The sequence below is a fragment of the Filimonas zeae genome (assembly GCF_014641615.1).
Classification (GTDB): domain Bacteria; phylum Bacteroidota; class Bacteroidia; order Chitinophagales; family Chitinophagaceae; genus Filimonas; species Filimonas zeae.
Genome location: NZ_BMIB01000006.1, coordinates 443,410 through 459,067, shown reverse-complemented (window position 1 = coordinate 459,067; position 15,658 = coordinate 443,410). Strand labels below are relative to the sequence as shown.

The 15,658-nt window shown below is 43.3% G+C and carries 17 protein-coding genes; 2 read left to right on the top strand and 15 right to left on the bottom strand.

From position 1 onward, the window contains the following. Nucleotides 1–247: 247 nt before the first annotated feature. Genes IEY13_RS28125 through IEY13_RS28115 form a run of 3 tightly spaced genes read right to left on the bottom strand, consistent with a single transcriptional unit; the run spans nucleotide 248 to nucleotide 2,994 of the window. A complete protein-coding gene (locus tag IEY13_RS28125; RefSeq protein WP_188958792.1) occupies nucleotides 248–1,291 on the bottom strand; it encodes an adenylate/guanylate cyclase domain-containing protein in 1,044 nt (347 codons plus the stop codon). Continuing rightward, a complete protein-coding gene (locus IEY13_RS28120) occupies nucleotides 1,291–1,668 on the bottom strand; it encodes a response regulator (RefSeq protein ID WP_188958790.1) in 378 nt (125 codons plus the stop codon). Before IEY13_RS28120 ends, IEY13_RS28125 begins: the two co-directional genes overlap by 1 nt. Before the next feature lie 24 nt (nucleotides 1,669–1,692). Beyond that, nucleotides 1,693–2,994, bottom strand: coding sequence for a sensor histidine kinase (locus tag IEY13_RS28115; RefSeq protein ID WP_188958788.1), 1,302 nt, complete (start codon nucleotides 2,992–2,994; stop codon nucleotides 1,693–1,695). 150 nt (nucleotides 2,995–3,144) lie between these two features. On the opposite strand from IEY13_RS28115, the gene IEY13_RS28110 reads away from it, so the two are divergent. Then, the gene (locus tag IEY13_RS28110) at nucleotides 3,145–3,732 is read left to right on the top strand and encodes an HD domain-containing protein (RefSeq protein WP_188958786.1); all 588 of its coding nucleotides are present in this window, start codon (nucleotides 3,145–3,147) and stop codon (nucleotides 3,730–3,732) included. A 4-nt stretch (nucleotides 3,733–3,736) separates the two neighbouring features. After that, nucleotides 3,737–4,606 carry a YitT family protein gene (locus IEY13_RS28105; protein WP_188958784.1) on the top strand — a complete coding sequence of 290 codons (870 nt, stop codon included), beginning with the start codon at nucleotides 3,737–3,739 and terminating at the stop codon, nucleotides 4,604–4,606. A 79-nt stretch (nucleotides 4,607–4,685) separates the two neighbouring features. Here IEY13_RS28105 and IEY13_RS28100 read toward each other — a convergent pair whose 3' ends face one another. The 12 genes from IEY13_RS28100 to IEY13_RS28045 form a co-directional block, all read right to left on the bottom strand. Beyond that, the gene (locus IEY13_RS28100; protein WP_188958782.1) at nucleotides 4,686–5,372 is read right to left on the bottom strand and encodes a LytR/AlgR family response regulator transcription factor; all 687 of its coding nucleotides are present in this window, start codon (nucleotides 5,370–5,372) and stop codon (nucleotides 4,686–4,688) included. Nucleotides 5,373–5,377: 5 nt separating this feature from the next. Further along, nucleotides 5,378–6,406: a sensor histidine kinase gene (locus tag IEY13_RS28095; protein ID WP_188958781.1), complete on the bottom strand. Its 1,029-nt coding sequence runs from the start codon at nucleotides 6,404–6,406 to the stop codon at nucleotides 5,378–5,380. Nucleotides 6,407–6,422: 16 nt separating this feature from the next. Further along, nucleotides 6,423–7,193: an ABC transporter permease gene (locus IEY13_RS28090; RefSeq protein WP_188958779.1), complete on the bottom strand. Its 771-nt coding sequence runs from the start codon at nucleotides 7,191–7,193 to the stop codon at nucleotides 6,423–6,425. Continuing rightward, a complete protein-coding gene (locus IEY13_RS28085; RefSeq protein ID WP_188958777.1) occupies nucleotides 7,190–7,933 on the bottom strand; it encodes an ABC transporter ATP-binding protein in 744 nt (247 codons plus the stop codon). The genes IEY13_RS28090 and IEY13_RS28085 overlap by 4 nt, the downstream gene beginning before the upstream one ends. A 200-nt stretch (nucleotides 7,934–8,133) precedes the next feature. Further along, nucleotides 8,134–9,381 carry an RNA polymerase sigma factor gene (locus IEY13_RS28080; RefSeq protein WP_188958775.1) on the bottom strand — a complete coding sequence of 416 codons (1,248 nt, stop codon included), beginning with the start codon at nucleotides 9,379–9,381 and terminating at the stop codon, nucleotides 8,134–8,136. Between the two features lie 48 nt (nucleotides 9,382–9,429). After that, nucleotides 9,430–9,792, bottom strand: a complete 363-nt coding sequence (locus IEY13_RS28075) for a YciI family protein (protein WP_188958773.1) — start codon at nucleotides 9,790–9,792, stop codon at nucleotides 9,430–9,432. 21 nt (nucleotides 9,793–9,813) lie between these two features. After that, nucleotides 9,814–10,278 (bottom strand): carboxymuconolactone decarboxylase family protein, encoded by a 465-nt coding sequence (locus IEY13_RS28070; protein WP_188958768.1) that lies wholly within the window; start codon nucleotides 10,276–10,278, stop codon nucleotides 9,814–9,816. A gap of 196 nt (nucleotides 10,279–10,474) precedes the next feature. Then, the gene (locus IEY13_RS28065; protein WP_188958766.1) at nucleotides 10,475–10,960 is read right to left on the bottom strand and encodes a dual specificity protein phosphatase family protein; all 486 of its coding nucleotides are present in this window, start codon (nucleotides 10,958–10,960) and stop codon (nucleotides 10,475–10,477) included. A gap of 17 nt (nucleotides 10,961–10,977) precedes the next feature. After that, a complete protein-coding gene (locus IEY13_RS28060) occupies nucleotides 10,978–11,241 on the bottom strand; it encodes a hypothetical protein (RefSeq protein ID WP_188958764.1) in 264 nt (87 codons plus the stop codon). A 1-nt stretch (nucleotide 11,242) separates the two neighbouring features. Beyond that, nucleotides 11,243–11,764 carry a 3'-5' exoribonuclease domain-containing protein gene (locus IEY13_RS28055; protein ID WP_188958762.1) on the bottom strand — a complete coding sequence of 174 codons (522 nt, stop codon included), beginning with the start codon at nucleotides 11,762–11,764 and terminating at the stop codon, nucleotides 11,243–11,245. A 12-nt stretch (nucleotides 11,765–11,776) separates the two neighbouring features. Continuing rightward, nucleotides 11,777–12,622, bottom strand: coding sequence for a hypothetical protein (locus IEY13_RS28050; protein WP_188958760.1), 846 nt, complete (start codon nucleotides 12,620–12,622; stop codon nucleotides 11,777–11,779). Nucleotides 12,623–12,734: 112 nt separating this feature from the next. Next, nucleotides 12,735–15,626: a triple tyrosine motif-containing protein gene (locus IEY13_RS28045; protein ID WP_188958758.1), complete on the bottom strand. Its 2,892-nt coding sequence runs from the start codon at nucleotides 15,624–15,626 to the stop codon at nucleotides 12,735–12,737. Between the last annotated feature and the right edge of the window lie 32 nt (nucleotides 15,627–15,658).

Below are 15,658 nucleotides of genomic sequence, written 5' to 3'. Positions count from 1 at the left end.
TTTCTGAGTTTTCCTGTTCCATCTTACTGTGTTTAAAGGTATTTCATATAGAAAACCTGTGACACAGTTTATTAAACAGACCCTCCCCGATTATCGGGGAAGCCGTCGGAATGGCTGGTACTGAAACCGTATTGATTAAAAAGTGCGCATTCCCGGAATCAACAACAGTATTTCCCAAATACTGTTTCATATTAGAAACCAATACATTAATCCAGACTGTGCTGGCAGAATACGCTTTGCCGCTTTGTTATTCCGTTACCTCATAAATAACCACAGGCTTTGCCTTATTTTTCAGATTCACCTCCCCCAGCTTCACGCACTTGAAAGATTCTTTCGCTTTCTGATAAACTTCTTCTGAAATAACAATCTGGCCAGCTTTCGCGGTTGATTGCAGGCGTTGGGCTACGTTCACCACATCCCCAATCACCGTATAGTCAAGACGTTTTAAAGAGGCAGAGCCAATATTACCGGTAATCATTTCGCCGGAGTTGATACCAATGGAAATCTGTAGCTGGTAAGTGGTATCGCCGGCTGTAAATGGCGGCACCTTGCTTATCTGGTCTTTTATTTCCAGGGCGGTTTCTATAGCGCGGTCTAAATGATAGCCCCCTTTAAAAACAGCCATAACAGCATCACCCATAAATTTATCTACACGGCCTTCATGCCCTATTATGCCTTTTACTATGGTATCAAAAAGATCGTTAAGTAAAGTAACTACGTCATTGGCAGAAGCATGTTCAGAAATGGAGGTAAAGCTGCATACATCCACAAACATTACGGTGCCTTCCTGCATTTCGTTCTTTAAGAGCGTGCTTTCAAATTCTTTATGCGTCATAAAGTTCAGCACGTTCTCGTCAACATACATTTTCAGAATGTTGTTCTCTTTAATAGCACGTATGGTTTCCTGCAACTGTTTTACATGGGTAATGGTTTTTTCCATGGTAACATCCAAATCATCAAAATCAACCGGCTTGCATATAAAATCAAAGGCACCGCGGTTCATGGCGCTGCGTATGTTCTGCATATCCCCATAGGCCGATACTACCACAGCTTTCAGCATGGGGTTGGCCTCCGGCAGGTGACTTAACAAGGTAAGACCATCCATTACCGGCATATTAATATCGCTGAGAATAATATCCAGATCAGGATGTGCTTTTACCTGCTCAAGAGCTTCTTCTCCGTTACGCGCGAAAATAAATTCGTAAATGTTTTCTCTGATCTTGCGCCTGAACTTCTGTTTAACCAGTAATTCCAAATCCGGCTCATCATCTACTACCAATATCTTGGCCATTATGCGAATAAGGTTTTAAGTTTTTCTTTTAATAGGTTAAAGTCCAGCGGCTTGGTTAAAAAGTCGTTGGCTCCGTTTTCTATTGCGCGGCGATGGTTTTCTTCGTCTCCATACGCTGTAATCATCATTACCACCGGCGGCGGCGTATCGTAGTCGTGCCTTATTTTAGATAACAGTTCCAGGCCACTCATACCAGGCATATTAATATCAGAAAGAATCAATACTACTTCCGAATGTTTTTCCTGTAAATACACCAGCGCTTCCTCGCCGGATAAGGCAAAATCAAGTTCTATCTCATGCTCACGTATCTCCTTACGAAAACGCTGTAAAAACAGAGGCTGTACGTCTGCCTCATCATCCACTACTAATATTTTCATTCCGGTTAAATATACTTATTTAATCTATATAGGTAATCTGATTTCAAACTGTGTGTAAGCACCTTCCTCACTGGTAATGTCTATTTTTCCTCCATGCCCTTTTACCACAATATCATAGCTTAACGAGAGGCCAAGGCCGGTACCTTCACCCGTAGGTTTGGTGGTAAAAAACGGCTGCATTATTTTTTCCCGTATTTCGTTGGGAATACCAATACCATTATCCTTTACCAGTATCACCATCCAGCCGTTTGCGGCACTGGTAGTAACCGATACTGTCGGTTTATAATCTCCACCCTGTGTTTTTTTCTTCTGGTTTACTGCGTAAAACGCATTGTTGAAAAGATTGAGTAACACCCGGCCAATATCCTGCGCCACCATGCTTACCTGCGGCATCCCTTCATCAAACTGCGTAATCAACTCTGCGTTAAACGATTTATCTTTTGCACGCAGGCCGTGGTAGGAAAGGCGGAGATATTCATCGGCCAGTTTATTTACATCTGTAGGCTCTTTTACATCTCCGGCAGACCGGCTGTGCTGCAACATGCCTTTTACAATACCATCTGCCCGTTTGCCATGGTGAATAATCTTTTCCAGGTTTTGTTTAATGTCTGTGGCTATGGCTATGGCTTCCTCGGTGTCACCTTTGTTTAACTCCTCTTCCATCTCGTCAATCAGTTCCATGCTTACCTCTGAAAAGTTATTTACAAAGTTCAGCGGGTTCTGAATTTCGTGGGCAATGCCTGCGGTAAGCTCACCCAGCGAGGCCAGTTTTTCCTGCTGTATCAGTTGTGCCTGGGTGGCCTGTAACAGTTTCACCGTTTCCTGCAATTCATTTCTTTGTCTGGTAAGTTCTGCCGTGCGTTCCATTACCAGCCTGTCCAACTCAGTATTCCGCCGGTTGGCTTTTTCCAATTCATCCCGCTGCTTCTTAGAACTGAGCCAGCGCATGTATATCCAGCCAAAAGCAGCCAGCATTGCAAGAAGATAAAAATGTTCCCACTTTTTGTAAAAGGGCCGGTTAATAAGTTCAGAGAGTATATCAATCAGTCCTACCGCCAGTAAAGGGTAATGTGCATCTATGTAAAACCGGAATGGCTTAAAATCCGAATTGTTGGTTAAAAACCGCAAAATAGCCAGCAGCAACACCCAACCCACAATATTAGAACCGGTATTTCCTGTTGAGCTATCTACTGCCACAAAAATAATCCAGATGATCCACGACAAATTAAACCAGCGCCTCCATTGATCATAGATATCAGTATTACTCGCCATCTTTTTTAAACGGAAAGCCATTACAGAAATGGCAATATAATAGAGGATATACATCAGTTAGTATTTGCTTGTTTTAGTTTTTCCCAACGTGTCCGTAGCCGGTTACGCAGTACAATATAAATGATTTATTGGATTACACTCTATTTTGCTGAATATCAGCAGAATGAAAACATTTGGATATATTAGCAAGGCAAAACCAGTAGTATGCTGTTTGATCCGGCGGAAACATTCATTATACATAAATTACAGGCTGAATTACCGGCACACTTAACCTATCACAACGTTAACCATACGCTGGATGTGTACAGCGCGGCTGAGCGCATAGGTTTACAGGAAGGTATAGGCCCGGAAAAAATGAAATTACTGCTTACTGCCGCCTGCTACCACGATAGTGGCTTTTTAATTGCTGCCGAAGAACATGAGGAACATTCCTGCAACATAGCAAAAGAAGCTTTACCCGGTTTTGGATATACTCAGGAGCAGATAGATACCATTTGCGGACTGATACGCGCCACCAAAGTGCCGCAGCTGCCCAACAACCATCTGGAACAGATTTTAGCGGATGCCGATCTGGATTATCTGGGCCGTGAAGATTTCTGGCCTATCAGTGATAAACTGTATCAGGAGCTGTTGTTTACCGGCAAAATCAGGGATAAACAAGAATGGAATCGTGTACAGCTGAGGTTTGTGGAAGCACATCACTTTTTTACCCAAACAGCCATCAGCACCCGGCAAAAGCAAAAAGAACTTAATTTAGCAAGCATTAAATTGCAAATAACTCATCAAAACTAATAAAGTGAAAGGACCGCAATTACCATCCTGGCTGGTAGATTCAATTTACATTATCGTTGGCATTTTATTCTGTGGTTTCGCGCTCAAAAGCTTTTTAGTACCCAACCAGTTTTTTGATGGTGGCGTAACCGGTATGTCTCTTTTACTGCATGAGATTTACCACTTTAATATCGCCTGGGTAATTGTGCTGTGTAATATTCCTTTTATTATAATGGGCATATTTCAGGTGAATAAAAAATTTGCCATTAAAACACTGGCCGCAGTTGTAGGCCTGGGCTTATGTCTGGCTTTTATCCACTATCCCCCCATTACTTCCGATAAATTACTGGTATCAATTTTTGGTGGTGTGTTTATGGGTATTGGTGTGGGCCTGGCCATGCGTGGCGGTTGTGCGCTGGATGGTATAGAAGTACTGGCTTTATATACCGGCCGCCGTGTAAGCTTTACCATCAGTGAAATTATCCTGGGTATTAACATTATTATATTTCTGATTGCCGCTATTAAACTGGGGCTACCTACCGCTTTATATTCTATACTTACTTACTACACTGCATCACGCACTATTTCATTTGTAATAGAAGGCCTGGAGGAGTATACAGGTGTAACCATAGTATCTGCTGAAAGCGCACAAATTAAAGAGCAACTGGTAATGCACCTGGGGCGTGGCATTACAGTGTATAAAGGTGAGCGCGGCTTTTTAAAAGAAAGCTTCGAGGTAAGCCAGCCTACGGATATTGTATTTACCGTTGTAACAAGACTGGAAGTGCGCCGCCTGCGTAACCTGGTTCATCATATTGATCCCAACGCTTTTATTTTTACCAGTACTATTAAAGAAGCTGCGGGAGGTGTACTGAAACGGAAGCCCCGCCACTAACAAACAACAGAAGCCAAACTTCTAAAGTATATTGAAAAGGTTCTGCATGGCCCATTACAGGCAGCAGAACCTTTTTCTTTTATAGTGATTTGCCTATCTGTTCAAAAAAGGCTTTTCGGTAGGTATCAGAAACAGGAATAATTCTGTCGCCAATATGTACAGCATCTTTCTCCACCGTATCAATTTTATCCAGCGCCACCATATAAGATTTGTGTATCCGCAAAGCCACCGAAGCCGGAATATCTGCCTCCAGCTCGGAAAAGGTTTGCAGGGTAAGTAGCGAAGTTTGTGTAGTGCAGATGTTACGGTAATCGCGCCTGCCCTCGACGTATAGCAATTCGTTCAACGGCAGCTTTTTCAGCTGATGGCCGGTTTTTACAAAAATGAAAGATTTATCCGCTGCCTTTTCCTGTGACCGGCTCTGTGCCAGTGCTTTATCAACGGCTTGTAAAAAGCGCTCAAAGGTATAAGGCTTCAGCAAATAGTCGGTAACCCGCAATTCAAAGCCTTTTAAAGCAAACTCATGGTAAGCGGTGGTAATAATTACCTGCCTATTTATGCGCACAGACTCCAACAATTGTATTCCGGTAAGTCCGTCCATCTGAATATCCAGAAAAATAAGATCTACGGTATTTTGTTGCAGATACACCAGTGCATCCAACGCATTATCAAACACGGCCACCAGTTTTAAAAGAGGAATTCTTTCAATATAATCCCGGTTGCGTTCCTGGGCCAGTGGTTCGTCTTCTATAATAATACAGTTCATTCCTGTTATAAATGGATGTTCAGTTGTACTGTGTATTGGTTATTGCCTGTATCGATATTCAGCTGGTGTTTGCCGGGGTACAGCAGTTGTAAACGCTTTTGAATAAGCTCATTTCCCAATCCCCCCACGCCTTTCCCGCTATTTACAGACAGATTATAACGGTTGGTGCAGGTAAAATGTATTTCCGTATCCGCTATTTCAAATGTAACTACTATTGTGTTATCCTCTTTGCGGGTATCGGCATGCTTACACGCGTTTTCTATAAACGGAATAAACAGCATGGGGGCTACCAGCTGCTGGCATGTATTGCCTGCAACCGAAAACTGTATGTAGCCCGGACGAGAAGAGCGAATGCGCTGCAGGTCAATATACTTTTCAATATAAGTCAACTCCTCCTGCAACACTATCTTTTCAGCATTGGTTTCGTATAGCATAAAGCGGAGCATATCACTCAGCTTTTTAAAATATACCGAAGCACGGGCAGGGTCTTTTTCCATCAGCACATCTATGTTATTCAGTGTGTTGAATAAAAAGTGTGGATTGATCTGTGACTTTACCAGAGCCAGCTCTGTTTCTACATTTTTCCGGGCAAGTTCTTCCTTCCAGCGGAGGTCTTTATACCAGGTAATGAACGCCCTTATTACCAACCCGATAATACCATTGAGTAAGGCGTTAACTGACATCAGACTTATAAACACCGAAACAGCCAGTAGCCGTTCGTTATCCGGCAATTGAAAATTCCATGTAAGTCTGGTAGCAACTAGCCCCACAATACCTGCTGCAACTGACACCAGCAGACCCGTTCCCGCGAGAGCGGCAATTTTTTTCCGCGCCAGAAATCGGGTAAACAAAAAGGTATAAAACGTATAAAAGCCAATTAGTGCCGGTACATATATAAATGGTACTATAAACATCATCAGCGGTTTGGAGTGCAGTGCTATGCTACGGTTGAGCATTACCAGTAGCAACAACAGCAGTAAGCTGTACAATGCCCAGTAACCAATGTGTAATAGAGTAATTACCAGCTTTTTCAATGTAACAGTTTTGGGGTCAGGCCTTATCTCTCTTTGTAAGATAAAGCAAATAAGCCGCAGCAATAAATACAATGCTGTACCCCACAGCCCAGGAAGTAATGAGGATAGTGGTATCCACCCCCGGTTTTCGGGCAAAAAGCAATGCACCGTAACCGTAGGGGATAATATACCCATACTGCCATTTTACCCCGATGATTCCTGCTACATAAAGAGCCATCCCCACACCCAGCGGAACCAGAAAGTTTTTAGTAAGCAGCCCCAGCAAAAACTGTAGCGCTAACACCGGCAGACTGGCCATTAGAAACAATAAGCTGCCTTTTACATACATAAGCAAGGGAAAGCTCTCTTTAGGTAACGGTATCTGCACATATATCCAGGCAGGTACCATACCACATAAAAGCATGCCTACGTTAAACAACAACAGGCATTGCAGCAACATAACCAGTATAACAGCCAGTTTGGCAAAGAACAGCGCGGTAAACGATTTTGGTGTGGTATGCAGTTGTTTCCAGGTATTGTTTTTAAACTCCACCTGAATAAACAGGCTGGTTACCAGTATTACACCCAGTGGCAGTAGTAAAATTCCCATGTACTGCCAGCCAGTAGTGTACAAGGTTTTCCAAAGCTGGCCGGATGTGTGACTTGCATACAGTTCTTTTTTGTTATTCAGGCGCGCAAACAAGAGTATCAGTGGAACAAATAAACCTCCTGCAAGAGTAAGCCATGCGGCAGCACTGTGTTTCTTCTTCAGCCATTCGCTGCTGAAACAATATATAAAAGCATTCATGCGTAAGCAGTATTTACAAGATTTATAAAAAGGGTTTCCAGATCGTGCGGACCGTTGGATGACGGATTGTTTATGGCCATTAACTCAGCCAGCGAACCCTGGAATAATAAACGGCCTTTATTAATAATGCCAATATGGGTAACCAACTTTTCCATTTCAGACAGTATATGACTGGATATAACAATACTAACATGCTGTTCGCGATTGAGTGTTTTGAATAATTCTCTTATTTCAATCATCCCCTGCGGGTCCAGTCCGTTGGTGGGCTCGTCCAGTATCAACAGCGATGGTTTGTGCAGTAAGGCTATGGCTATACCCAGCCGTTGTTTCATACCCAGCGAAAAACGACCTGCTTTTTTACTGCCGGTATTTTCCAGCCCTACCTGTGCCAGCGCCTCCGGAATATTTGTTGCCGGGCATTGATATAATCTTCTGAACACTTCCAGGTTTTCCCGGGCAGATAAGTGACTGTATAAAGAAGACGTTTCTATCAACGATCCCATTTGACGCATTATCGGCAACCGATTGCCACGCAACGGCTGGTTATAAACAGTTACCGCACCAGGCGTACTGGTAAGCAGTCCGGTTAGCAGTTTTAATGTGGTAGTTTTACCCGCACCATTGGCCCCGAGGAAACCATAGATAGCACCTTGAGGAACCTTGATATTAATTCCGTGCAAAATGCCTTCCCCTGAATGGTAACTGTGGGAAAGATTGTGTGTTTCAATGCAATACTGCATAGCTGCTCTGTTTTGTATACTAAAACTAACAGGGCATTATTTGCATTATAAGAGCGTTATGCAAGCTCGCCGGAACGGCCTGCGAATTGGTGGAATTGTTCTGCAACTTAGTTGTACCCGCCAGAAGTTGTTTTTATCGTTTTGTATTTTGTAATTCTCCTCGTGTTATAGGGCGAAGCGCTCCGCTGAAAAGTGGAGCGCTATGCTTTCAAATGACCAGACAGCTTATCCATGTATCTCTCCAACGCAGCTTTCTCCGCATCTGCAGACGTTAGCTCAATGGCACGTTTAAAATACTGTAATGCCTTGTTGTTGTCAATACCAGTATACAAATCCCCCAGCAAAGAATAGTAAAACCGGTTGTGCTCCAGCTTAAATTTTTCTGCCTCTACAATAGCTTCTTCTTTCCCATTGGCTTTTGCAAGAGCATAGGTACGGTTAAGTGCCGCTATGGGTGAATATTCGCGGATTAGTAACTGGTTGTATAACTGTAAAATGTTTTCCCATTTTTCACGTGTGTCTTCTTTACGGGTGTGCCAGTAAGCTATGCCCGCTTCCAGATGATAGCGTGATACACGGGTGCCGTAGGCGGCCAGGTTCAGGTAATAGTTTCCCTTTTCTATCAGATCCTGATTCCAGCGGGCAGTGTCCTGATCTTGATATAAAACCATCTCGCCTATTTCATTTGTTCTGGCATCAAAGCGGGACGCGTGAAAACACATCAACGCCAGCAAGGCATTTGCAGCAGGCTGATTGCTAATTTCATTTTCAATCAACAGATAAGTAAGGCGCATGGCTTCAAAACACAGGTCTTTACGCAACACAGTGTTTTGAGAGCTAGAATAATAACCCTCACTAAATAGCAGGTATAAAGTGGTGAGTACAGTCTCCAGCCGGCTCTCTATTTCAGCAGGCGCAGGGTATACAATCGCTATCTGTTCTGCTTTCAGTTTTTCTTTGGCGCGGTTGAGGCGTTTATAAATCACCTCTTTGTTGGTAAGAAAAGCATCCGCTATTTCGGGTATACCAAAACCGCAAAGCAGATGTAGCGCCAGCGCCACCTGCGATTCAGCAGATATACAGGGATGGCAAACAGTAAACATCATTGCAAGCTGACTGTCGTTAATACTTTTGTCAGACAAATCAATCTCCGGCTCAGCCTCTACACTATTGACAGTGCGTTTTATTTCCACCGCCAGCTTTTGGGTAAACAAGGCACTGCGTTTAAAATAGTTCTTCGCTTTGTTTTTGGCTACTGTGTATAACCAGGCAACCGGATTTTCGGGAAGTCCTTTTATACTCCATGTTTCCGCAGCAGTAACAAAGGTTTCACTGGCAATATCTTCTGCCAGTTCTATATGGTCTATACCAAAAGCAGCGCAAAGCACCGAAACAATTTTCCGGTATTCTGTTCTGAACAAGTGCGGTATCAGTTCCTGTTGCTGCATATTGGAAAAACGCTACCCATATGCAATTATATGAGTAGCGTTATATGTTTATTGATTTTCGTTCTCCTGCATCAGCATACGCACTTCTACATTCCCATCCCAGGGGTTATTCAGAATAGGGCAACCCTGCGCAATAGCTACCGCTTCATCAAAATCGGCAGCGGCTACTACAATAAAACCGCCTATCGCTTCTTTGATTTCAGCATACGGACCATCAGTAACTATCTGATTAGCTTTAACCACTCTACCCTCTTTTTGCAGGCGGTGCGGTGTTACCGTAAGCTTATTCTGTGCCGCCAGTCCACCCAGCCAGTCCTGCCAGGGTTTAATAGAAGCCTGCATTTGCTCAGGAGAAGGTTGCTTTTCTTTTGTTTCCCAGTCTCTCCGGAATATTAACATGAACTGATCCATGGTATTATTATTTACAGGTGATTATGAATTGTACTGACCCACTTTATAAGTACCCACCACTGCTCCAAAAGCAATATTAATACGATTGTAGCTGTTTATAGCAATTATGCTGATGGTAAGATCTATCATTTCCTGCTCAGAAAATACCTTTGCCGCTGCCTGATAAATATCGTCCGGTACCAGGCTGTGACCCAGTTTGGTAAGAGATTCCGCATAAGCCAGCGCTGCTCTTTCCCTATCGCTGTAAAAAGGCGCTTCGCGCCAGGCATCCAGCACATACAAACGTTGTGGGTTTTCGCCCATTGCCAGAAAATCTTTGGAATGCATATCCAGACAAAATCCACAACCATTAATCTGAGATACCCGGTAATACAGCAGGTGCAGTAACTGCTTTTCGATAGTGCTTTTAGACAGGTATTTGCCCATATGGAATAAAGCACCCATAGCATCTTTGCCTTTCTCCCAAATGTTTACTCTCTGTTCCATGTTCATTTTCAATTTAAAAGGTGATTGTTTGTTTGATACCCTATAACAACCGACCTTTTCAGAATTGGACACACAGAGAAACCTTTTTTAAACTTTCCAGCCTTTTTTCCGGAGAAAGCTGCGGCAACTGTTGCAAAACTCTTTTTCCTCCGCCGTAGGATCACCTCCTTTGGCCTCTCAGCTTGGGTTCAATATATTATCCTATGTTTTTAAGCCATGTCGCCTGCTCTTCCGTATCAGGTACCACTAAGCCACGTACCTGACTGATATGTTTTAAAATATCAGAAGCCTTTCTGCCGGTTTTCAACAATACAGCTCCAGCTAGAATTGAAGAGCGGCCAATACCCATGCGACAGTGAATCACTACATCCTTACCCTGTATCAGAGCATTATGAATAGATAGCACAACTCTATTTGTATCAGCAACTGATGTTGGAACAGACCTGTCTTTAATAGGGTAATGAATAAAATCAAGTTCGTGATGTATACAGCACTGCCCTTCTTCTTTTAGGCCCAACTCATAAACTTCCTCTTTTTCCAACAGAGAAACAATTGCATCAACTCCGGAAATCTTAAACTGTTTTATTTCCTGCTCCAGCCATTCATTTCCTCTAGGTCTTGCCATTATGCCCAAACGGTTACCTTTTTCATACGTATGCAGCCAATATACTTTCGTAAACATAATTGTTCATATTCTAATTACTTTTCAAACCCACAAACCAGCAGATGTTTGTACGCTGCGTCCAAATATTCTGCTTTCCAATAGTGCCGGTCGTTTATCTCCCGAAACTCAATAGGATGTGTTATCTGATACTCAGATGTGAAGGGACTTTCAAGTAAAACAAAAATGCTTTGCGGTTCTGGCCAGCCGGATGAAATTTCCCTGATTGTATTCCCTGCCTGCAATTCAGATTGCAATATCTGTTTCAGTGGCTGACTCAATTTTTCCAAAAGCTCGCTCATACTACAATTTTATCTTCAATCCGTACTCCTTTTTCAAAGTCAGTAACGCCTCGGCATTGCCTTTTGCATCATCTACCGGGTGATGGGTATGCGCTGTTTTGCGCAGGTGCTTGAACGTTTGGAAAGTATCTTTTACCAATCCTTTGTATAGGCTTCCCAGGTTTTGAGAACTGAAGCCGAAAGGGTTGGTGCCGGTGAAATGATGAAAGTACCAGCAGATAAACATCCAGTCGAAGCCATTGTTATCGCTGATGAAAACGGGACGGTCTTTTTTGCATACTTCCTGAATCCATACGGCAAAGTCTCGCATCACTTTTTCTGGATCATCAAAAGTCAATGTTTCCTCCCGGCTGTGGCCGGATACGGCCAGCGCTTCAGGTATAAATTTTTCAGAGATAGGACGCAGCCTTCCGTAAAAGGTCTGATCCATTTTTTCGTTTACCAGTACTGCACCGAATGAAATCATAGAATAGTCGCCGGGAATGGGGCCATCTGTTTCGGTGTCTACCATAATGTAAGCCATAGTTTTTGTTTTTTAACATCCAACCGACGAGTGTATCGCCATTATCTTCAGCAACTGATTTGCTGCTGCCGGTTTGGATAAATAGAGTGTAGGGGTTGTTGAATTATAATGTGGTGAATTATCAATGATTAAATCCAGCAGGCCATCGCCATCTATGTCGCCTGCAAACATAAGTTCAATCATAGAATCGTCGAACTGTGGATAAGCGGTTAACAGTTGTGTGATTGTTTTTCCATTTTTAGTGGTACTGAGGTATAATTTGTAGTTCCAGATACGTTCTTCATGTTCTTCCTTTCTCTTTTCTCCTGTAGCTGATAGCACATAGGTGGTTCCGTTAAAATTGATGGTAGTTCGCTCTCCGGGATTTATTATATTAACAGGAAGCCTGGCGGCGTTTACATCATGTTCCTGTAGAACCTCTCCCATGCGGGACATCAGTAATAAACAACTATCCTTATTTCCGGCAAACACTTCTCTGCCGGTGATTTCTTTAGTGCTGTCATCATCCAGCACAACATCGTAAACTCTTTTTACAGTAACCGGAGTAGCTGCTACGTAATATTTTCCCGTGCCTTTAAATAAACCCAACCACTTATCCCCCTCCGTATCATCCCATACTTCATCACCGTGGAAAACGCCCGGGTAAATAATTCTGCCTGTAAAACTGCTGTCGTATATATCAGGAAATGAAAGTGAATCATATTGAACACTATCCCTAAACTCCGGAGCTTCTGATACCTGTGCAATGGCGGGTGTATCGCTGTGGGTTTCCGTCTGCTGTTCAGCAGGTTTAGATGAATTACATGCCATAGCCAGGCCAGCCAATAAAGACGCAAAACACACTATTTTTCCTTTCATGACAGATGTTGACGGTTAACAGGTTTCTAAGTAAATATAGTAAATCCTGCTAATGCGAGGTGCTGGCTACCGGTTTAGCCAGCTACAGCCTTCCTCATACACATCATCCTGTTTACCCCACCGTCAACAGAAAATCGTACAAACTGGCCTCGTTGCTCAGGTCCAGCTTTTTACGCAGGCGGTAGCGACTGGTTTCCACACCGCGCAGCGAGATGTTCATCAGCTGGGCAATTTCTTTGGAAGACAGGTTCAGGCGCAGGTACGCACAAAGTTTTAACTCGTTGGGTGTAAGATCGGGAAAACGCTCTTTTACCATGCGCAGGAAGTTATCATGTACCGTATCGAAGTGAACAGCAAACTGTTCCCAGTCTTCATGAATATCCAACTCTTTATCAATGGTGCGGATCAGCTTTTTAAAGTCTTTAGAATCTTTGCTGATCACTTCGGCAGACTGTAGCCGTAGCAACTCTTCCTTAATAGAAGACAGCATTTCACTCTTCTGCACCAGGTGCATAGCTTTGGAAGCCAGTTCTGAGTTTTTATGTTCTATATCTGCATTCAGGTTTGCATTTTTCAGCTCTACAATCTCCCGCTCCTTTTTGCTGTTTTCTATTTCCTGTATGTACTGTAATTGTCGTTGCTCTTCCTGATGTTTTTGTTGTTGAGCTGCCAGCTTTTTCTGTTGCTGCTGCAGGTAACGGTTGTGCTGATAGGTGTGTACTGCTAAAACCAGTGCAAGAAATAACATGGTATACACCGTATACGCCCACCACGAGCGGTACCAGGGTGGCAGCACTGTAAAAGTATAACTGCTGACCACTGATTTGCTGTTTTGGTTGGCTCGGGCTTTAACATGAAAAGTGTAGGTGCCTGCAGAAAGGCCGGTGTATTCTTTTTCTGATTTGGCAGACCATCCGGACCATGTATCATCAAACCCCTCCAGCCAGTAGCTGTATTCCATACTTTTCTGGTGGCCGTAAAGCGTAGAGGAATATTCAAACCGGAAAGAGTTACTGCTATAAGCTATCTGCGGTGTATGCTGATTAACCGTATAACCGCCAAACAACAGGGTATCTTTTTTACCCATGGCTTTTACCAGTGAAATAAAAACAGGTGCCGGCCGGTTGGCGTTGCTTTTGTATGCCTGATAATTGATATGGTAAAAACCACGCTCCGAGCCTACCAATACGTTATTCGCATCTATAGGGTTAATGTTTTCAAAGCCAGTAACCAGCTGATTGTATAATTCCGGTATGTAAATAAGCTGTGGGTCTTTACCTGATAAATCTATTACACCTGCATTCCACCCACTTACAAACCAGATATTACCTGCCTTATCTTCCCGCAGATAACTGATAGGCATTTTATGAAACAGCTGATTAAAAAAGGTAGAGGTAACAAACTTCTCGCTACGGTTGTCGTACTCAAAAACGCCGTGTTCGGAAGTTAGAACAATCCGGCCTTTTATTTTAAACAGGAAATTGTTGTTTAAGCCGAGAGGAGCCTGCCCTGCAGGAAAAGGAAGTATGCTTTCTGCAAAATGATGCCTGTAAGCAATGCGGTATAATCCTTTATAGGGATGTGCCACCCAGATGTATTTATTGGCTTCATCTACCTGTAAAAAACGGGACGATTCATAATTGTATTGCACGGTTGGCGTATCGCCCAGCTTGTTTACATCAAACCGGTTAATGCCGTAATAACCACCTCCCAGAATTTGCTGGTTACCATGCTCATCTTCTATAGGCAGAAAAGACCAGTAACCACCATTAGAGGCAATGAGCTTTGCCATATTGTTCTCTACCAGAAAAGCGCCTTCATGATGCCCCATCAGCAAACGATTGTTCAGCACAGATACATTCCATACCTGGCCGCCGGTATTATTTACCAGGTGAAAACTGCTGTTGGCAAAACTGATATCCTTTGCCGTATCCAACGGCGCCTGATAAAGACCGCCAGAGGTAGCCAGATACAAGGTGTTGTGATAGATAGCAGAAGAATAGCCCGCCACCGTGCTGCGGTTATCAGGATAAATATGTTTGATAGCATTGTTATAGGCAATGAAATCAATACCGTTATCCAATCCCAGCCACAGATTCTGATCACGATCAAGATAAGTACAAAGCACATCGTTGTTCTGCAAGCCTTCGCCTTTTGAAAAATGCTGAATCACATCGCCCTTACGGGTAGCTACAAAACAACCATCCAGCCGGGTGGCAATGAGCAGGTAGGTGTTGTTAATATTGCAGGTAGCATAAGGCCTTGCAGCGGATAAAGTGGATAGTGCCGGATTGTTTAGCCGTGTAAGCTGGTTGCCGGTAAAAATATAAATACCATGCTTTAGCGTAGTGAGCAACGTACTATCTGCCGATAGCCGCAGCATAGAAGTAACATATAAATCTGCCGGTAACTCTTCCCGTGGTATCAGCGTTTTCCACTGATCTTCTTCATACACACAAATACCAATGTCTGCATCCTGCGCTACTAAACGGCCATTGGCTATATCCATGTCCCGCCATTCTTTGCCCAGCTTGTATACTGTAATAGACTGATTTCTCAGCCGCAGTATTTTGCGGCGCGCACGGAAAAACACATCATTGCGGTACATAACAATATCCCACACCTCTCCTACATTACGCTCAGCGGCAGGTATCAGTTCATTCAGGCTATGATATGCCAGATTTCCGCTTGCATCCGGCAGAAAATAGCCGATATTATCCTGCCCGCCGATGTAAATTTTACCATCGGCCGCTATACCTATGGATCGCAAATGCGTACGATCCGGCAGTTTATAGGTTCTCCAGAAAGAGCCGTTGTAGGTAAGCAATCCGTCGTTATTGGCAAAATACATAATGCCGTTACTATCCTGCCTGATATCCCAGTTTTGTGTACCGGACTTATATTGTTGTTTAGAGAAATTCACAATATCAGGAATACCCAATGTATGTTGTGCATAAAGGGGAAAACAAACCAGCAAGGCGGCAATAAAGGCAGTCAGTTTCATGTGCAATTCGCAATCGTTAAATCGGGTTCAAA

Excerpts from the sequence above, each read along its gene's own strand:
- IEY13_RS28090 (WP_188958779.1), bottom strand. The coding sequence starts at position 7,193 with ATGAATGCTTTTATATATTGTTTCAGCAGCGAATGGCTGAAGAAGAAA.
- IEY13_RS28070 (WP_188958768.1), bottom strand. The coding sequence starts at position 10,278 with ATGGAACAGAGAGTAAACATTTGGGAGAAAGGCAAAGATGCTATGGGT.
- IEY13_RS28080 (WP_188958775.1), bottom strand. The coding sequence starts at position 9,381 with ATGCAGCAACAGGAACTGATACCGCACTTGTTCAGAACAGAATACCGG.
- IEY13_RS28075 (WP_188958773.1), bottom strand. The coding sequence starts at position 9,792 with ATGGATCAGTTCATGTTAATATTCCGGAGAGACTGGGAAACAAAAGAA.
- IEY13_RS28050 (WP_188958760.1), bottom strand. The coding sequence starts at position 12,622 with ATGAAAGGAAAAATAGTGTGTTTTGCGTCTTTATTGGCTGGCCTGGCT.
- IEY13_RS28065 (WP_188958766.1), bottom strand. The coding sequence starts at position 10,960 with ATGTTTACGAAAGTATATTGGCTGCATACGTATGAAAAAGGTAACCGT.
- IEY13_RS28125 (WP_188958792.1), bottom strand. The coding sequence starts at position 1,291 with ATGGCCAAGATATTGGTAGTAGATGATGAGCCGGATTTGGAATTACTG.
- IEY13_RS28120 (WP_188958790.1), bottom strand. The coding sequence starts at position 1,668 with ATGAAAATATTAGTAGTGGATGATGAGGCAGACGTACAGCCTCTGTTT.
- IEY13_RS28085 (WP_188958777.1), bottom strand. The coding sequence starts at position 7,933 with ATGCAGTATTGCATTGAAACACACAATCTTTCCCACAGTTACCATTCA.
- IEY13_RS28055 (WP_188958762.1), bottom strand. The coding sequence starts at position 11,764 with ATGGCTTACATTATGGTAGACACCGAAACAGATGGCCCCATTCCCGGC.
- IEY13_RS28110 (WP_188958786.1), top strand. The coding sequence starts at position 3,145 with ATGCTGTTTGATCCGGCGGAAACATTCATTATACATAAATTACAGGCT.
- IEY13_RS28045 (WP_188958758.1), bottom strand. The coding sequence starts at position 15,626 with ATGAAACTGACTGCCTTTATTGCCGCCTTGCTGGTTTGTTTTCCCCTT.
- IEY13_RS28115 (WP_188958788.1), bottom strand. The coding sequence starts at position 2,994 with ATGTATATCCTCTATTATATTGCCATTTCTGTAATGGCTTTCCGTTTA.
- IEY13_RS28100 (WP_188958782.1), bottom strand. The coding sequence starts at position 5,372 with ATGAACTGTATTATTATAGAAGACGAACCACTGGCCCAGGAACGCAAC.
- IEY13_RS28060 (WP_188958764.1), bottom strand. The coding sequence starts at position 11,241 with ATGAGCGAGCTTTTGGAAAAATTGAGTCAGCCACTGAAACAGATATTG.